Here is a 16341-nt window from a genome sequence, read left to right as displayed (position 1 = left end):
GCTGAGTTTGGTGCAACAGTTGACGTGCGCTGCCGGAAATCGCCGTCTTGAGAAGGATTTTTGTGCTGTGACGTCAGACGGTCCGAGACCGCCGCCGCGCCGTCGCTTCTTCGGCGCCTTCGGGCAGCGCGAGCTGAAAGGCCTGTTCTGGCAGGTTCTGGTGGTGGGGATCGTAGTCGCGGTCATCGTGTTCCTCTGGTCCAACACGGTCACCAATCTCTCCGTGCGCCGCATCACGACCGGTTTTGCCTTCCTCGGCCGTGAGGCCGGCATGCCCATCGCCGACAGCCTGCTCGCCTACAATCCGAGGGACTCATATCTCTGGGCCTTTGTCGTCGGCATCGCCAATACCCTGCGCGTCGCCGTGATCGGAATCGTGCTTGCAACGATCCTGGGCACGGTGATCGGCATCTCGCGGCTGTCGGCCAATTGGCTGCTGTCGCGGCTCGCCGCGGTGTACGTCGAGACGCTCCGCGACATCCCGCTGCTGCTCCAGCTCCTGTTCTGGTACGTGCTGATGCAGGCGCTCCCGGCCGCGCGCGCGGCATGGCGGCCGATTGAGGGCGTGTTCCTGTCCAATCGCGGGTTGATCCTGCCGGCGATTCCCATCGGGACGCCGCAGCTTTGGGTGCTCGGCACGGCAGTGCTCGGACTTGTCGTGTTCTATGTGATCCGGCGGCGGCTCATCGCGCAGCAAATGCGCGACGGCAAGCCGCGGCCGGCCTGGCCTTTTGCACTCGGCTTGCTCGTTGTGCTGCCTGCGGCGGTGTCCGTGCTGCTGGGCGTGGCCTGGACGATCGAATGGCCTGAGTTGCGCGGCTTCAACTTCGTCGGCGGACTGACGCTCGCGCCGGAATATTTCGCGCTGCTGATCGCGCTCGTCACCTACACCTCGGCCTTCATCGCCGAGATTGTGCGCAGCGGCATCCAGTCGGTGCCGCGCGGCCAGTGGGATGCCGCCAACGCGCTGGGACTGCGCCGCAGCTTCATGCTGCGGCAGATCATCCTGCCACAGGCGCTACGCGTCATCGTGCCGCCAATGACGAGCCAGTACCTCAATCTGACCAAGAACTCTTCGCTCGCGGTGGCGATCGGCTATCAGGACGTGGTCTCGATCGCCAACACGACATTGAACCAGACCGGGCAGGCGATCGAGGCCATTGCCTTGATCATGGCGGTGTTTCTCACCATCAGCCTCGGCATCAGCTTTTTCATGAACTGGTACAATTCGCGCATCGCGCTGGTGGAGCGCTGACCATGACGGCGATCGCCGACATTCCGGAAGCACCGCGCGCCGCCCGCCGCCCGCAGATTGGTAACCCGGTGCTGCGCTGGCTGCGCACCAATCTGTTCTCGTCGATCCCGAACGGCATCCTCTCGGTTGTGTTGCTGGCGGTGCTCGCAAAGGGCCTTTTCAGCTTCGTGCAATGGGGTATCGCCAATGCGGTCTGGGTCACCCCGGCGAACGATTCCAGCGCCTGCCGCGCGGTACGCGGACTCGGTGCATGCTGGGCAATCATCCCCGAAAAATACCGCTTCATCCTGTTTGGCACCTATCCGTTCGACGAGCAGTGGCGGCCGGCACTGGCGGTGCTGCTGTTCATCGCCCTGTTCTATCTCTCCAGCCGCCGCGCCTTATGGCGACGCGAACTGGCCTATCTCTGGATCGGAGCGCTCGCGCTGATCAGTATGCTGATGTGGGGTGGCATACTCGGTCTGTCGTTCGTCTCGCAGGACCGTTGGGGTGGTTTGCCGGTGACGCTGATCCTGGCGACCTTTGGTCTGGCCTTCGGCTTCCCGCTCGGCATCCTCGTCGCACTAGGCCGGCGCTCAAAACTGCCGGCGATCCGCTCGCTCAGCGTGCTCTATGTCGAGCTGATCCGCGGCGTGCCGCTGGTCAGTCTGCTGTTCATGGCGAGCGTGATGTTTCCGCTGTTCATGCCGAACGGATTCAACATCGACAAGCTCTTGCGCGCGCAGGTCGCGATCATCCTGTTCGCGGGTGCCTATCTTGCCGAAGTCATCCGCGGCGGCCTCCAGGCCGTGCCCCGCGGGCAATACGAGGCCGCCGAGGCGCTCGGCCTGTCCTACTGGCGCAAGAACCGGCTGATCGTCCTGCCGCAGGCGATCCGTCACGTCATCCCGCCGCTGGTCAACACCTTCATCGCCTTCTTCAAGGACACCAGCCTCGTTCTGATCATCGGTATCTTCGACCTGCTCACCACGGCCAAGACCGCGATCATCGATCCGGCGTGGCAGCAATTCTCCGTCGAAGTCTACATCTTCGTCGCCGTGATCTATTTTGTCTTCTGCTTCGCGATGTCGCGGTATAGCCGGAGCCTGGAGGCGACGAGCGGAAGGTGAAGGCCGCGCGTGTTCCGGACAAGGTGCGGCGCAAAGCGCTGCACCGCAGAGCCGGGACCCAGGGATACACGGGAAGTCCTGGAGACTTGGGCCCCGGCTCTGCAGCGCACCGCCGAAGAGGCGCTGCGCCGCGTGCGGGGCACGAGAGCGGGAACCTAGTTCTTCACCCGCGGATCAATCGGCGTCGTGCCACGCACGCCCAAAATATCCTCCAGCGTCTTCGCGCCGGCGATCACCTGCGCATCCGCGCGCGGAGCCCCGACGACCTGCAGGCCGACCGGAAGTCCCGATGCGGTGAAGCCGCACGGCAACGACAGCGCGGGACAGCAGGCGAGCGTGATGGCATAGACGATGCCGAGCCACTCGACGTAATTGTCGAACTTCATGCCGGCGCATTCGGCGACATAACGGTGCTCGATCGGGAAGGGCGGCACGATCGTGGTCGGTACCAGCAGCAGATCGTAGCGCTTGAAGAACTCGATCGCACGCGCTGTCATGCCGACGCGCTGCGCCTCGGCGCGTTCGAGCTGCTCGGTCGTGAGCTTGAGGCCTTCCTCGATGTTCCAGATCACCTCGGGCTTGAGCAGGTCGCGCTTGGTGCGCAGCAGCTGCGCCTTGCTGATCGCGAAGTCGAACGCGCGCAGCACGTGGAAGCACTCATGCGCATCGCGCCAATCCGGATGCGCCTCCTCGACGATGGCGCCGGCTTCGGCAAAGCGTTCCGCCGCTTTCCGCGTGATCGCTTTGACTTCGGGATCGACCGGTGTGATGCCGAGATCCGCCGAATAGGCGATGCGCTTCGGTTTGCTGCCTGACTGCGCCGCCGAGAGAAACGACGTCAAGGGCGTCGGCAGCGACAGCGGGTCGGCGGCATAGTCGCCGCTCATGGCGTCGAGCAGCAGCGCGAGATCCTCGACGTTGCGTGCCATCGGACCGACGACGCCGAGGTTACGATCGATGGCCGCTTTCGGCGTGTGCGCGACGCGGCCGATGCTCGGCCGCATGCCCACGACGCCGCAGAAAGCTGCCGGACTGCGCAGACTGCCGCCCATGTCGGAGCCTTGCGCGAGCCAGGCCATGCCGGTGGCGAGCGCAACGGCCGCGCCGCCTGACGAGCCGGCTGCCGATTTGGACGTATCCCAGGGATTGAGGGTTGCACCGAACACCTCGTTGAAGGTGTTGGCGCCCGCACCGAATTCCGGCGTGTTCGACTTGGCATAGACGACCGCGCCGTTGGCCTCGAGATTTTCGACCAGGATGTCGGACGTCGCCGGGATGTTGTCCTTGAAGATCGGCGAGCCCTGTGTGTTCAGCACACCTGCAACATCGGTCAGATCCTTGATCGGCACCGGCAGGCCTGCGAGCAATCCGCGCGCACCGGCCGGCTTCCGCATCAGCGCCTTTGCGCTATCCCGCGCGCGATCGAAGCACAGCGTCGGCAGCGCGTTGACCTTGCCATCGACTTCGGTGATGCGCTTCTCCAGCACATCCAAGAGCTCCAGCGGCGAGACGTCGCCGGAGCGCAGCTTGTCGACGACGGCGCAAGCGGATTCGCGGATCAGGTCCTGAGACAACTATTCTACTCCTGTGCTTATTTTAGGCGTTATTGCGAGGAGCGAAGCGACGAAACAATCCAGACTTTTGCCGCAGATACATTCCTGGATTGCTTCCGCCTTCGCTAAAGCTTCGGCGGACAAGTCGCTGCGCTCGCAATGACGAGGATAAGTTAACCCCATCCTGCGCTGATTCCGCCATCCACCGTATAGATGACCCCCGACGTATAGCCCGCGCGATCCGACGCCAGGAACGCCATGAGATCGCCGATCTCGCGCGCATGCGCAGGCCTGCCGAGCGGCAGGCTCTTCTGGAATTCCTTGTAGCGGCTCTCGTCGCCGAACTGGTGGTTTGCCCGCATCTTCAGCAGGGTGACGTGACGGTCAGTGCCAACCGGGCCGGGATTGATGCCGACCACACGGATGTTGTCGGCGAGGCTCTTGCCCCCGAGCGCGCGGGTGAAGGCCATCAGCGCGGCATTGCCGGCGCTGCCGCAGATGTAGTTGGCGTCGAATTTCTCGCCGGCGGCGCCGATGTCGTTGACGATCACGCCGCCGCCCTTCGCCTTCATCTGCGCATAGATCATACGCGTGAGGTTGATGTAGCCGAACACTTTCAATTCCCAGGCGTGCCGCCAGGTGGCCTCGTCGATCTTGTCAATGGAGCCGGCGGGAATGTCGCCGGCATTGTTGAGGAGCACGTCGATGTCGGCGGCTTCCTTGGCGAGCCGCGTCAAATCCTCGCTCCTGCGCAAATCCACAATGCTCGTGGCGGCATCGATCTGGTGCGCCGAGCGCAAGCGCTCGGCCAAAGCCTTGAGCTGATCGCCATTGCGGGCGGCGAGGAGGAGATGACAGCCTTCCTCGGCAAAGGCCTCGGCGGCGGCTGCGCCGATACCCTTGGACGCGCCCGTGATCAGGACGCGCTTGCCACGCAGGTGCAGATCCATGGGAGTTACTCGCAGGAGAGGAACGGGAATAAAATCAGTAGGCGGTCGGCCGCGCCATGGTCAACATTGCAGTGCAGCGTTGCACTGCCGTCGCGTTTGGTCCATTGCAGTGCGGTCAAAAAGACGGCGGCTGCCGGACCAATCAAGGACGTTCTCGATGAGCAAGAAACAATACCGGATCGCGGTCATTCCCGGCGACGGCATCGGCAAGGAAGTGATGCCCGAGGGCCTGCGCGTTCTGGAGACCGCGGCGAAGAAGCACGGCGTGTCCCTTCATTTCGATCATTTCGACTTCTCGTCGTGGGACTATTACGAGAAGCACGGCCAGATGATGCCGGACGATTGGAAGGATCAGATCGGCAAGCACGATGCGATCTATTTCGGCGCGGTCGGCTGGCCGGCCAAGATTCCGGATCACGTCTCGCTCTGGGGTTCACTGATCAAATTCCGCCGCGAGTTCGACCAATATGTGAATTTGCGCCCGGTGCGGCTGATGCCGGGCGTGCCGTCGCCGCTGGCCAACCGCAAGCCCGGCGACATTGATTTCTGGGTCGTGCGCGAGAACACCGAAGGCGAATATTCCTCCGTCGGCGGCCGCATGTTCCCGGACACCGACCGTGAATTCGTGACGCAGCAGACGGTGATGACCCGCATCGGCGTCGATCGCATCCTGAAGTTCGCATTCGAGCTCGCGCAGTCGCGGCCGAAGAAGCACCTGACCTCGGCGACCAAGTCGAACGGCATCTCCATCACCATGCCCTATTGGGACGAGCGCGTGGAGGCGATGGCGAAGAAGTATCCAAGCGTGAAGTGGGACAAGTATCACATCGACATCCTGACCGCGAACTTCGTGCTGCATCCGGATTGGTTCGACGTCGTGGTCGGCTCCAATTTGTTCGGTGACATCCTGTCGGATCTCGGCCCGGCCTGCACCGGCACCATCGGCATCGCGCCGTCCGGCAACATCAACCCCGACGGCAATTTCCCGTCGGTGTTCGAGCCGGTGCACGGCTCGGCGCCCGACATCGCGGGGCAGGGCATCGCCAATCCGATCGGCGCAATCTGGTCCGGCTCGATGATGCTCGAGCATCTCGGCGAGAAGAAAGCCGGCAAGTCGATCGTCGATGCGATCGAGCGCACGCTGGCAGAGCGCACGCTCCGCACCAAGGATCTCGGCGGCAATGCCGACACTACGGCTTGCGGCAAGGCGGTCGCGGATATGGTGGATTAGAGCGCTGCTTTCCCTCCCCCCTTGTGGGGGAGGGTGGCTTCGATGCGAAGCATCGAAGACGGGTGAGGGGTTGTCTCCGCGGAGACAGACCTCTCAATTGTGCATTTCCCTTCGCGGACAGAACCCCTCATCCGGCGCTTCGCGCCACCTTCTCCCACAAGGGGAGAAGGGAAGAGCACCGTGCTCCGCCTCACTACCCCGCGATCTTCTCGATCGCCGCCTGATCCAGCCCGAACTTCTTTCCGGCCTCCAGAATCTCCTGCCAGGTGGTCGGATCGACAGGGATGCCTTCCGCGAGCCGCTTCTTCTTCGTCGCGCGCTCGGGCTCACCCGCGATCTTCACCTTGTCGACGCCTGGGGCCGGAGGTGAGCCGGTGTGCCAGGCGACGAAGCTCTCGACTTCGCGCGCGAGATTCTCCGCGGTGCCGAGCTTGCCGGGGTCGATGATGATCGAGAGCATGCCGTTGAGGACGTTGTGCTTGCCATCGGACGGACCCTTGACCACCTGCCCGCCGGAGAGCGCGCCGCCGAGGATTTCGCAAACCAGCGCGAGCCCTGAACCCTTGTGCTCGCCGAACGGCAGGATGGCGCCGTATGGCGGGATTACGGTGTAGCGCGGGTTGGTGGTCGGCTTGCCCTCATTGTCGATGATCGTGCCGGGCTCCAGCTCGACGCCCTTGTTGTGGGCGACGCGGGTCTTGCCCTGCGCGATCCTGCTGGTGGCGAAGTCGAGCACGATGGGGTCCTTGCCCGCGCGCGGGATGCCGACGCAGAACGGGTTGGTGCCGTGGCGCGCATCGCTGCCGCCCCAGGGCGCCACGATGGGACGCGAGATCACGTTGACGAAGTGGATCGAGACCAGCCCATGGTCGATGCACTGCTCGGCCCAGTGGCCGATGCGGCCGATATGGTGCGAGTTTGAGAGGCCGACGAGACACACGCCGTTGCGCTTGGCGCGCTCGGCTGCCAGCTCCATCGCTTCATGGCCGATCACTTGGCCGTAGCCGGTGAGCCCGTCGAGGGTGAGAAGCGGACCGGTGTCGAGCACGACCTTGACGTGCTGGTTCACGGCGAGGCCGCCCGTGGTGACGCTCTGGACATAGCGCGGGATCATGCCGACGCCGTGCGAATCGTGTCCCTTGAGGTTGGCCTCGACCAGATTGGTGGACACGAGCTCGGCCTCGCGGTCCGTAGACCCGCCGGCCTTGAAAATGGCGCTGATAGCTTCGATGAGCGGCTGTGCCTTGATGGTGCGGTAATCGGCCATTGTTGTTGCTCTTATTCCTTCACGATCCGGCGGCAGTGCTCCCATGCCGCGCCAATCAGGTTCTCGCTCGCCTCCGGGGTCCGGAACGCCGAATGCGCCGACAACGTCACGTTCGGCAGTTTTGTCAGCGGATGATCGCCGGGCAATGGCTCGATATTGAACACGTCGAGGCCGGCATGGCGGATGTGGCCCGACTTCAGGGCATCGATCATGGCGGCCTCGTCGACGACGGCGGCGCGGGCGGTGTTGATGAGGATGACGCCCGGCTTCATCTTCGCGATCATCTCGCGGGTGATCATGCCGCGCGTCTCGTCGTTGAGCAGCAGATGCAGCGATACGACGTCTGCTCTCGCCAACACCGTGTCGAGATCGGCGAATTCCACGCCCGGATAGCTCTTCGGCGAGCGGTTCCAGGCGATCACCTTCATGCCGCTGCCCAAGGCAATGCGCGCGACCTCCGCGGCAATACCGCCGAAGCCGATCAGGCCGAGCGTCTTGCCAGTGAGTTGCATGCCGTCTTCGCGGAGCCAGTTTCCGCCGCGCATCTCGCGGTCCATCATCGCGATGACGCGGGCCGAAGCCCACATCAGCGTGATCGCGCATTCCGCGACCGCCGTGTCGCCATAGCCCTTGATCAGGTGCACGGAGATGCCGAGCTCAGCGAGCTCCTCCGGGTTCATGTAGCTGCGCGCGCCGGTGCCGAGGAACACGACATGCTTCAACCCTGTGCACTTCTTTGCGACGTCGGTAGGCAGCGCGGTGTGGTCGACGATCGCGATCTCGGCGCCGTCGAGGATTTCAGGATATTGTTCGGGTTTGATGTCGGGATCCCTGTGGATCCGCACCTTGGGATCGCCGGGCTGCTCCAGCCGCTCCATGATCACGGCGAGAGTTTCATTGGCGTCGACGAAAACTCCGCGCATGGTTCTCTCCGGTCAGGATGCGACGCCGGCGATCGCCAGCACCGTGTGCATGAGGACGTTGGTGCCCGCGGCGCAATCGGGCTGCGTGGCGTCTTCCAGCTCGTTGTGGCTGATGCCGTCCTTGCAGGGCACGAACACCATTGCGGCCGGCATGATTGTGTTGAGATTGCAGGCGTCGTGGCCGGCGCCGGAGGTGATGCGGCGAGAGGAATAGCCGAGCGTCTTCGCCGCGTTCTCGACTGCGGCAATCAATTTGGGATCGAAATGCGTCGGCGGCTTGCGCCAGACCAGGTCGATCTTCACCTCGACCTTGCGGCGTGCGGCGATCTCGGCAATCGCGCTGCGCAGATCGCGATCTAGCGCATCCATGATCGCGCCATCCGCACTGCGGCAATCCATCGTGAAGGCGATCTCGCCGGGAATGACGTTGCGCGAGGGGTTTGCGATCACGGCCTCGCCGATGGTACCGACGGCCTTCGGCCCGTACTTCCTCGCAATGGCCTCCATCGCCAGCACGATCTCGGACAGCGTCGCCAACGCGTCGCGCCGCAGCGGCATCGGCGTCGATCCGGCATGGCTCTCGAAGCCGGAAATCTTGCCGTCGTACCAAAGCACGCCCTGGCCGGAATCGACCACGCCGATGGTCTTGCCTTCGGCCTCCAGGATCGGGCCCTGCTCGATGTGCAATTCGACGAAGGAACCGAGCTTCTGGAACCCGACCGGCTTGTCGCCGCGATAACCGATGCCATCGAGCGCCTGGCCGACGGTGGTGCCATCAGCGTCCTTGCGCGACAAGATGTCATCGGTGGTGAAGTCGCCGACATAGGCAGCGGAGGCCATCATCGCGGGAGCGAAGCGCGAACCCTCTTCGTTGGTCCAGTTGACGACGCAGATCGGCGCCTCGGTTTCGATCCCGGCATCGTTCAGCGTGCGGATCACTTCGAGCGCACCGAGCGTTCCCAGAATGCCGTCATACTTGCCGCCGGTCGGTTGCGTGTCGAGATGCGAGCCGATGCCGACGGGCGGCTTCGACATGTCGCGTCCCTTGCGCAGCCCGAACTGCGAGCCGAGCGCATCGGTGTGCACCTCCAAGCCGGCGTCCTCGCAGGCCTTGCGGAACCAGTCGCGTACCAGCTTGTCCTCCGCGCTCAGCGTCAGCCGCCGCACGCCGCCCTTGGCCGTCGCGCCGAACTGCGCGGTCTCGTGGATGGAGCCCCAGAGGCGGGCGGAATCGATTTGCAAATTGGTGGCGGCTCGGCTCATGCGGTCAGTCTCTCAATTGTCCGGCGCCTGTTTCAATGACGCGCCGGCGCGGGCGCGTCAACTGCGAGGCTGCTCTGCGCAATCTGACATGCAAGCTCTGCGACCCGCTCCACCGCCACGACATCGGGCGAGGCGAGCCAGCTCGCGGTGAATGTCAGCGGCGCGATTTTGAGATCGGTGTCGAGCAGTTGCAACCGCCCGTCTGCGAGCTCGTTCTCGACGATGGCGTCGGGGATCACGGCGATGCCGAGGCCCTCGACCGCCATGTGGATGACGGTCGCAAGCGAGGCGGAGGCGTGCAGCCGGATCGGAGGCAGCTCCGGCCGGTCGAACACTTCGCGCACGACCTCGTAGGGACGCGTCTTCCGCGGGAAGGTAATGATCGGAAACCGCGCGAGCTCAGCCCGCGTCACCGGTCCATCGCCGAGGCCGAGCGAGGGGCTGGCGAGAAAACCGATCGGATAGTCGGCGAGGACGCGATTGTGCACCCCGGAGGCCGAGAGCGGACCGACGACGAAGGCAAGCTCGATCTCCTGCGCAAGCAGGCGCGCGGTCAGGTTCGGCGTGATGTCGACCTCGATCTCCAGCGACAGGTTTGGGTAGACCTCGTTCATGCTCTTCACCAGCCGCGGCAGCCAAGTGTGCACGATGGTTTCGGCGACGCCGAGTCGCATCACGCCGCGCATCGCCGAGCGGTCGCCGATCTCGGCGATCATCGCGGCGCGCAGGCCGATCAGCTTCTCCGCATAGACCATCATCTGTCGGCCGCTCGGTGTCGGCGAGGCCACGCGGTGGTCGCGATTTAGGAGCTTCACCCCCATCTCGCGCTCGAGCTGGGCGATGCGCTGGGAGATCGCCGGCTGAGTCGTGTTGAGGCGTGCTGCGGCGCCGCGAAAGCTGCCGAGCTTCACAACCCAAAGGAACGTCTCGATCGATCTGAAGTCCAGCATTGGAAGGATTTTCCCGTCCGATAAATGAAATTTATCGATATTGATTAGAAAGGAAGATTAGACTTTATAGCACGCGTGGTGTTGGCTTGTCTTTGTCGAGTTTATAGGCAGGTCGATCCCATGACTGTTTTGGTGGCAGTGCAGCAAACTGAAACGCCCGACACGCTCCCGAGCCGCAAGGCGCGGCTTGCCTACCGCGAGGGGCTGGTCGCCTCCACCGCCGGCGTTGCCCCCGGCTTCGTCCAGGGCAATCTGGCAATCTTGCCGGCGGAATATGCCGGGGCGTTCCATCGCTTCTGCCAGCTCAATCCCAAGCCGTGCCCGATCATCGGCATGTCCGATGTGGGCAGTCCGCACATCCCGGCGCTGGGCGCCGATCTCGACATTCGCACCGACGTGCCGCGCTATCGCGTCTGGCGCGACGGCGAAGTCGTGGACGAGCCGACCGATGTCACCAAATACTGGCGCGACGATCTCGTGACCTTCGTGCTCGGCTGCTCGTTCTCGTTCGAAGAGGCGCTGCTCGACGAGGGCATGCCGATCCGCCACATCGAGCACAATGTGCGCGTGCCGATGTATCGCACCAACATCGCTTGCGGCGAGTCCGGTCCCTTTGCCGGTCCCATGGTGGTGTCGATGCGTCCGTTCAAGCCGGCGGATGCGATCCGTGCGGTGCAGATCACCTCGCGCTATCCGGCCGTGCACGGCGCGCCCGTGCATCTCGGCCATCCGCACCTGATCGGCATCAAGGACATCGCCAAGCCCGATTACGGCGATCCGGTGCCGGTCGCCGACGACGAGATCCCGGTGTTCTGGGCCTGCGGCGTGACACCGCAATCGGTCATCAACGCTGCCAAGCTGCCGTTTGCGATCACGCATTCGCCCGGCCTGATGCTGGTGACGGATCTCAAGAACAGGACCATGGCCGTGATTTAGTGGGCAGCGTTTGCTGCTTCTTCGAGCTTTACCGCATCCATCAATCGCTTCATTCGATCGGCTGAAATTCAGTAACAGGGGACTTTGCCATGACGATCACTCGCCGCGACGTATTGTTGGGAGCCACCGCTACGGCCGCGCTAGTGCCGCTGGCAGCGCGCGCACAGACTTCGGAAGTCGTGATCGGCGTGATCTATCCGTTCTCCGGCGGCAGCGCACAGCAGGGCGTCGACGCGCAGAAGGCCTATGAAACCGCGCTCGAGGTCATCAACAAGGACACCGATTTCGACCTGCCACTGGCGAAGGGCGAGGGCCTGCCGGGTCTCGGCGGCGCAAAGGTCCGCCTCGTTTTCGCCGACCACCAGGCCGATCCGCAGAAGGGCCGCGCCGAGGCCGAGCGCCTGATCACGCAGGAGAAGGTCTCCGCCATCATCGGCACCTATCAGAGCGCGGTCGCCGTCACCGTCAGCCAGATCTGCGAGCGCTACCAGATCCCGTTCGTCTCGGCCGACAACTCCTCGCCCAGCCTGCATCGCCGTGGCCTGAAATATTACTTCCGCGCCGCGCCGCATGACGAGATGTACTCGGCCGCCATGTTCGACTTCTTCGATGCCTTGAAGAAGAAGGGCACCAAGATCGAGACGCTATCGCTGTTCCACGAGGACACCATCTTCGGCACCGATTCCGGCAACGCCCAGGCCAAGATCGCCGGCGAGCGCGGCTACAAGATCGTCTCCGACATCAAGTATCGCGCCAACTCGCCCTCGCTCTCGGCCGAGGTGCAGCAGCTCAAGAGCGCCAACGCCGACGTGCTGATGCCCTCGAGCTACACCACTGATGGCATCTTGCTGGTGAAGACCATGGGCGAGCTTGGTTACAAGCCGAACGCGATCGTGGCGCAGGACGCCGGTTTCTCCGAGAAGGCGCTCTACGACGCTGTCGGCGACAAGCTGGAAGGCGTGATCTCGCGCGGCACCTTCTCGCTCGACCTCGCGCAGAAGCGTCCGATGGTTGGCAAGATCAACGAGATGTTCAAGACGCGGTCGGGCAAGGATTTCAACGACCTCACCTCGCGTCAGTTCATGGGCCTGATCATCCTCGCCGACGCCATCAGCCGCGCCAAGTCGACTGACGGCGAGAAGATCCGCGACGCGCTGGCCGCCACCGACATCCCGGGCGAGCAGACCATCATGCCCTGGAAGCGTGTCAAGTTCGACGAGATGGGCCAGAACAACGACGCCGACCCGGTGCTGCTGCAATATGTCGGCGGCAAGTTCGTCACCATCTTCCCGCCGCAGGCCGCGATCGCCGAGGCGATCTGGCCGATGAAGTAAGACACGGCGAGCGGGAGCACAGATCGTAGCTCCCGCCCTCATCCTGAGGAGCGGGCGCAGCCCGCGTCTCGAAGGACGAGGGCTGGGCCATCCTTCGAGACGCGCGGTGCGCGCTCCTCAGGATGAGGACGTAGTTCGGGGGACAGACTTTTGACAGCCCAAACCATTATCCAAAGTCTCGCGAGCGGCCTCCTCATGGGCCTGCTCTACGGACTGATCGCCGTCGGCCTCGCGCTGATCTTCGGCCTGATGGACGTCGTGAACTTCGCTCACGGGGAGTTCCTGATGATCGCGATGTATGTGAGCTTCTTCCTGTTCACGTTCTTCGCCATCGACCCCTTGCTGTCGGCGCCGCTCGTGGCCGCCGCGCTGTTCGTATTCGGAGCGGTCGTCTATCTGTTGATCGTGCGCTTCGCCATGCGGGCCAAGGCCAACGCGGGCATGGTGCAGATCTTCTCCACCTTTGGCCTCGCCATCGTGATGCGCGGCCTCGCGCAGTTCTTCTTCACGCCTGACTATCGCAGCGTTCCGCAGTCCTGGCTCGGCGGCAAGACGATCTCGATCGCCGGCGTCTTCCTGCCGGAGCCGCAGCTCATGGGTGCGCTGGTTTCGATCCTGGCCTTTGCTGGCCTCTACTTCTTCATCCATCGCACCGATTTCGGTCGCGCGCTGGAGGCCACCCGTGAAGATCCCGGCGCGGTGGCCCTCGTCGGCATCGACAAGAACCGCGTGTTCGCGCTCGGCTGGGGGCTTGGTGCCGCGCTGGTCGGCCTCGCCGGAGCGATCATGGCAAGCTTCTTCTATATCTATCCCGACGTCGGCGCGTCCTTTGCGCTGATCGCCTACGTCACGGTCGCGCTCGGCGGCTTCGGCAGCGTGTTCGGCGCGTTCGCCGGCGGGATCATCGTGGGCCTCGTCGAGGCCACCACCGCGCTGGTGCTGCCGCCGTCGCTGAAATCGGTCGGCATCTACGCCGTCTACCTGCTGGTCGTCTTCATCCGGCCGCGTGGCCTGTTCGGATCGATGTGATGGACAAGGATTTTGCCGCGCGGCGCCGCCGCGACCTCATCATCGCCGCGGTGCTGACCGCCCTGGCGGCGCTCGCTCCGCTGTTCATCAAGGACGTCTACGTCCAGAACATCCTGATCCTGACCTTGATGTATGCGGCGCTGTCGCAGAGCTGGAACATTCTCTCTGGCTATTGCGGGCAGATCTCGCTGGGACATGCGCTCTATTTCGGCATCGGCGCCTACACCACCGAACTCCTGTTCACCAAGTTCGGCGTGCTGCCATGGTTCGGCATGCTCGCCGGCGGCGCGGTCGCGGCCGCGATTGCGATGGGGCTCGGCTATCCCTTCTTTCGGTTGCGCGGCCATTACTTCGTGATCGCGACCATCGTTATCGCCGAGATCGGGCTGCTGTTGTTCCAGAATTGGGAATGGGCGGGGGCTGCGATGGGAATCACCATTCCGGTGCGCGGCGACAGCTGGCTGAAGTTCCAGTTCATGCGCAGCAAGCTGCCTTACTTTTATTTCGCGCTGGTGCTGTGCAGCCTCGCCTGGTTCGTCACCTGGTGGCTGGAGGACTCCAAATGGGGCTTCTGGTGGCGCGCGGTAAAGGACAATGCGGAAGCGGCCGAGAGCCTCGGTGTCGTCGTGTTCAACTCCAAGATGGGCGCGGCCGCCGTCTCCGCTTTCCTCGTCGCCATCGGCGGCGCCTTCTATGCCCAGTTTCTCGCCTATATCGATCCTGAAAGCGTGATGGGCTTCCAGTTCTCGCTGCTGATGGCGTTGCCCGCCGTGCTTGGCGGCATCGGCACCCTCTGGGGACCCGTGTTAGGGGCGGCCATCCTGATCCCGATGACGGAGCTGACGCGCTCCTATATCGGCGGCTCCGGCCGCGGCGTCGACCTCATTGTCTACGGCACGCTGATCGTGCTGATTTCGCTCGCCCTGCCGCAGGGTCTGGTGAGCCTGTTCTCTCGTGCGAAGCGGAAGGGAGCCACGCGATGACCCCGCTGCTTGAAACCCGCGGCGTCTGGCAGCGTTTCGGCGGCCTCGTCGCCAACAGCGACGTCTCGATCTCTGTGGGTCGCGGCGAGATCGTCGGCCTGATCGGCCCGAATGGTGCCGGCAAGTCGACGCTGTTCAATCTCATCGCCGGCGTGCTGCCGCCGACGCAAGGCTCGATCTGGTTCGACGGCGAGGATGTCACCAGCATGCCGGCCGCCGAGCGCTGCCAGCGCGGCATCGGGCGCACCTTCCAGGTCGTCAAGAGCTTCGAGACCATGACGGTGATCGACAACGTCATCGTCGGTGCGCTGGTGCGCAACACCGTGATGCGCGAGGCACGCCGCAAGGCGCATGAGGTGCTCGAATTCACCGGCCTTGCTGCGCGCGCCAACGTGCTCGCGAGCGACCTCGTGCCGGCCGAAAAGCGCCGCCTCGAAGTCGCGCGCGCGCTTGCGACTGAACCAAAGCTGCTGCTGCTCGACGAAGTCCTCACTGGTCTTACGCCGACCGAGGCGCAGACCGGTGTCGCGCTGGTGCGCAAGGTGCGTGACGCCGGCATCACCGTGCTGATGGTCGAGCACGTCATGGAGATCGTGATGCCGCTGGTCGATCGTGCCATCGTGCTCGACCTCGGCAAGGTGCTGGTCGAGGGCAAGCCCACTGAAATCGTCCGCGATCCCAAGGTGATCAGCGCATATCTGGGAGATCGTCATGCTGTCGGTGCGTGAAGTCACGACCGCCTATCAGGGCCTGGTCGCGATCTTCGCGGTCAGCATCGAAGTCGCCAAGGGCGAGATCGTCTGCGTCGCCGGCGCCAACGGCGCGGGCAAGTCGACGCTGCTGAAATCCATCGCCGGCGCCGAGCGCCCGCGCTCGGGCACGGTGACGTTCGACGGCAAGCGCCTCGACGGCATGGCGCAGCACCACATCACGGCGACCGGCATCGCCTATGTGCCGGAGAACCGACGCTTGTTTCCGCGCCTCTCCGTGCGCGACAATCTGCGCCTCGGCAGCTATCTCTACCGCGGCGAGGCCGACCGCGAGAGCCCGCTCGATCTCGTGTTCCAGCTGTTTCCGCGCCTCTCCGAACGCCTCGAGCAGCGCGCCGAGACGCTAAGCGGCGGCGAGCAGCAGATGCTCGCGATCGGCCGTGCGCTGATGACGCGCCCGCGGCTGTTGATGCTGGACGAGCCCTCGCAGGGCATCATGCCGAAGCTGGTCGACGAGATCTTCCAGGCCGTCAAGCGCATCCGCGACGCCGGCATGACCGTGCTGATCGTGGAGCAACGCATGGCGGAGTGCCTGGAGATCGCCGACCGCGCCTACATCCTGCAAACCGGCCGCGTGCTGATGCAGGGCGCCGCAAGCGAGATCAAGGGCAATCCCGACGTGCGCAAGGCGTATCTGGGGCTGTAGCCGCGAAGCGTTGGGCACGTCGCGCAACACACTCGGCGTCATCGCCCGCGAAGGCGGGCGATCCAGTATTCCAGAAGCCGCTGTGATTGAGCCGAGAAGCCGCGGCGTCTGGATTCCCCGCCTTCGCGGGGAATGACAGCGG

At 64.1% G+C, this 16341-nt stretch carries 15 protein-coding genes; 9 read left to right on the top strand and 6 right to left on the bottom strand.

Annotated features, from left to right (window positions below):
- Positions 1–67 precede the first annotated feature (67 nt).
- A complete protein-coding gene (locus RX329_RS30575; RefSeq protein WP_018457001.1) occupies positions 68–1255 on the top strand; it encodes an amino acid ABC transporter permease in 1188 nt (395 codons plus the stop codon).
- 2 nt (positions 1256–1257) lie between these two features.
- Positions 1258–2364 carry an amino acid ABC transporter permease gene (locus RX329_RS30570; RefSeq protein WP_018457000.1) on the top strand — a complete coding sequence of 369 codons (1107 nt, stop codon included), beginning with the start codon at positions 1258–1260 and terminating at the stop codon, positions 2362–2364.
- Positions 2365–2519: 155 nt separating this feature from the next.
- Here RX329_RS30570 and RX329_RS30565 read toward each other — a convergent pair whose 3' ends face one another.
- Together RX329_RS30565 and RX329_RS30560 are read right to left on the bottom strand one after the other, a co-directional pair.
- The gene (locus tag RX329_RS30565) at positions 2520–3938 is read right to left on the bottom strand and encodes an amidase (RefSeq protein WP_317244755.1); all 1419 of its coding nucleotides are present in this window, start codon (positions 3936–3938) and stop codon (positions 2520–2522) included.
- Between the two features lie 152 nt (positions 3939–4090).
- A complete protein-coding gene (locus tag RX329_RS30560; protein WP_317244754.1) occupies positions 4091–4867 on the bottom strand; it encodes an SDR family oxidoreductase in 777 nt (258 codons plus the stop codon).
- A gap of 157 nt (positions 4868–5024) precedes the next feature.
- On the opposite strand from RX329_RS30560, the gene RX329_RS30555 reads away from it, so the two are divergent.
- Complete coding sequence (locus tag RX329_RS30555; RefSeq protein WP_018456997.1) at positions 5025–6098, top strand: tartrate dehydrogenase; 1074 nt, start codon at positions 5025–5027, stop codon at positions 6096–6098.
- 193 nt (positions 6099–6291) lie between these two features.
- Here the strand turns inward: RX329_RS30555 and RX329_RS30550 are convergent, their stop codons facing one another.
- Genes RX329_RS30550 through RX329_RS30535 form a run of 4 tightly spaced genes read right to left on the bottom strand, consistent with a single transcriptional unit; the run spans position 6292 to position 10501 of the window.
- A complete protein-coding gene (locus tag RX329_RS30550; RefSeq protein ID WP_317244753.1) occupies positions 6292–7365 on the bottom strand; it encodes a malate/lactate/ureidoglycolate dehydrogenase in 1074 nt (357 codons plus the stop codon).
- 11 nt (positions 7366–7376) lie between these two features.
- A complete protein-coding gene (locus RX329_RS30545) occupies positions 7377–8288 on the bottom strand; it encodes an NAD(P)-dependent oxidoreductase (RefSeq protein ID WP_018456995.1) in 912 nt (303 codons plus the stop codon).
- Between the two features lie 12 nt (positions 8289–8300).
- The gene (locus RX329_RS30540; RefSeq protein ID WP_018456994.1) at positions 8301–9551 is read right to left on the bottom strand and encodes a Zn-dependent hydrolase; all 1251 of its coding nucleotides are present in this window, start codon (positions 9549–9551) and stop codon (positions 8301–8303) included.
- Positions 9552–9583: 32 nt separating this feature from the next.
- Positions 9584–10501 carry a LysR family transcriptional regulator gene (locus tag RX329_RS30535; protein WP_018456993.1) on the bottom strand — a complete coding sequence of 306 codons (918 nt, stop codon included), beginning with the start codon at positions 10499–10501 and terminating at the stop codon, positions 9584–9586.
- A gap of 120 nt (positions 10502–10621) precedes the next feature.
- On the opposite strand from RX329_RS30535, the gene RX329_RS30530 reads away from it, so the two are divergent.
- The 6 genes from RX329_RS30530 to RX329_RS30505 all read left to right on the top strand — a co-directional run bounded on the left by RX329_RS30530 (position 10622) and on the right by RX329_RS30505 (position 16199).
- Positions 10622–11437 (top strand): putative hydro-lyase, encoded by an 816-nt coding sequence (locus RX329_RS30530; protein WP_085352173.1) that lies wholly within the window; start codon positions 10622–10624, stop codon positions 11435–11437.
- Positions 11438–11526: 89 nt separating this feature from the next.
- On the top strand, positions 11527–12771 hold the full coding sequence (locus RX329_RS30525) for an ABC transporter substrate-binding protein (RefSeq protein WP_018456991.1): 1245 nt from the start codon (positions 11527–11529) through the stop codon (positions 12769–12771).
- A gap of 195 nt (positions 12772–12966) precedes the next feature.
- The gene (locus tag RX329_RS30520; protein WP_018456990.1) at positions 12967–13800 is read left to right on the top strand and encodes a branched-chain amino acid ABC transporter permease; all 834 of its coding nucleotides are present in this window, start codon (positions 12967–12969) and stop codon (positions 13798–13800) included.
- The gene (locus RX329_RS30515) at positions 13800–14783 is read left to right on the top strand and encodes a branched-chain amino acid ABC transporter permease (RefSeq protein ID WP_018456989.1); all 984 of its coding nucleotides are present in this window, start codon (positions 13800–13802) and stop codon (positions 14781–14783) included. The genes RX329_RS30520 and RX329_RS30515 overlap by 1 nt, the downstream gene beginning before the upstream one ends.
- Positions 14780–15511 carry an ABC transporter ATP-binding protein gene (locus tag RX329_RS30510; RefSeq protein ID WP_018456988.1) on the top strand — a complete coding sequence of 244 codons (732 nt, stop codon included), beginning with the start codon at positions 14780–14782 and terminating at the stop codon, positions 15509–15511. The genes RX329_RS30515 and RX329_RS30510 overlap by 4 nt, the downstream gene beginning before the upstream one ends.
- Positions 15495–16199, top strand: coding sequence for an ABC transporter ATP-binding protein (locus RX329_RS30505; protein ID WP_018456987.1), 705 nt, complete (start codon positions 15495–15497; stop codon positions 16197–16199). The genes RX329_RS30510 and RX329_RS30505 overlap by 17 nt, the downstream gene beginning before the upstream one ends.
- Positions 16200–16341: the final 142 nt, after the last annotated feature.

It is taken from the genome of Bradyrhizobium sp. BWC-3-1 (assembly GCF_032917965.1).
Classification (GTDB): domain Bacteria; phylum Pseudomonadota; class Alphaproteobacteria; order Rhizobiales; family Xanthobacteraceae; genus Bradyrhizobium; species Bradyrhizobium canariense_D.
This window is presented reverse-complemented; position numbering and strand designations above follow the sequence as displayed.

Coding starts and splice junctions, on each gene's coding strand:
- RX329_RS30545 (WP_018456995.1), bottom strand. CDS start 8,288: ATGCGCGGAGTTTTCGTCGACGCCAATGAAACTCTCGCCGTGATCATG.
- RX329_RS30530 (WP_085352173.1), top strand. CDS start 10,622: ATGACTGTTTTGGTGGCAGTGCAGCAAACTGAAACGCCCGACACGCTC.
- RX329_RS30555 (WP_018456997.1), top strand. CDS start 5,025: ATGAGCAAGAAACAATACCGGATCGCGGTCATTCCCGGCGACGGCATC.
- RX329_RS30520 (WP_018456990.1), top strand. CDS start 12,967: ATGGGCCTGCTCTACGGACTGATCGCCGTCGGCCTCGCGCTGATCTTC.
- RX329_RS30515 (WP_018456989.1), top strand. CDS start 13,800: ATGGACAAGGATTTTGCCGCGCGGCGCCGCCGCGACCTCATCATCGCC.
- RX329_RS30525 (WP_018456991.1), top strand. CDS start 11,527: ATGACGATCACTCGCCGCGACGTATTGTTGGGAGCCACCGCTACGGCC.
- RX329_RS30540 (WP_018456994.1), bottom strand. CDS start 9,551: ATGAGCCGAGCCGCCACCAATTTGCAAATCGATTCCGCCCGCCTCTGG.
- RX329_RS30560 (WP_317244754.1), bottom strand. CDS start 4,867: ATGGATCTGCACCTGCGTGGCAAGCGCGTCCTGATCACGGGCGCGTCC.
- RX329_RS30535 (WP_018456993.1), bottom strand. CDS start 10,501: ATGCTGGACTTCAGATCGATCGAGACGTTCCTTTGGGTTGTGAAGCTC.
- RX329_RS30510 (WP_018456988.1), top strand. CDS start 14,780: ATGACCCCGCTGCTTGAAACCCGCGGCGTCTGGCAGCGTTTCGGCGGC.
- RX329_RS30570 (WP_018457000.1), top strand. CDS start 1,258: ATGACGGCGATCGCCGACATTCCGGAAGCACCGCGCGCCGCCCGCCGC.
- RX329_RS30550 (WP_317244753.1), bottom strand. CDS start 7,365: ATGGCCGATTACCGCACCATCAAGGCACAGCCGCTCATCGAAGCTATC.
- RX329_RS30505 (WP_018456987.1), top strand. CDS start 15,495: ATGCTGTCGGTGCGTGAAGTCACGACCGCCTATCAGGGCCTGGTCGCG.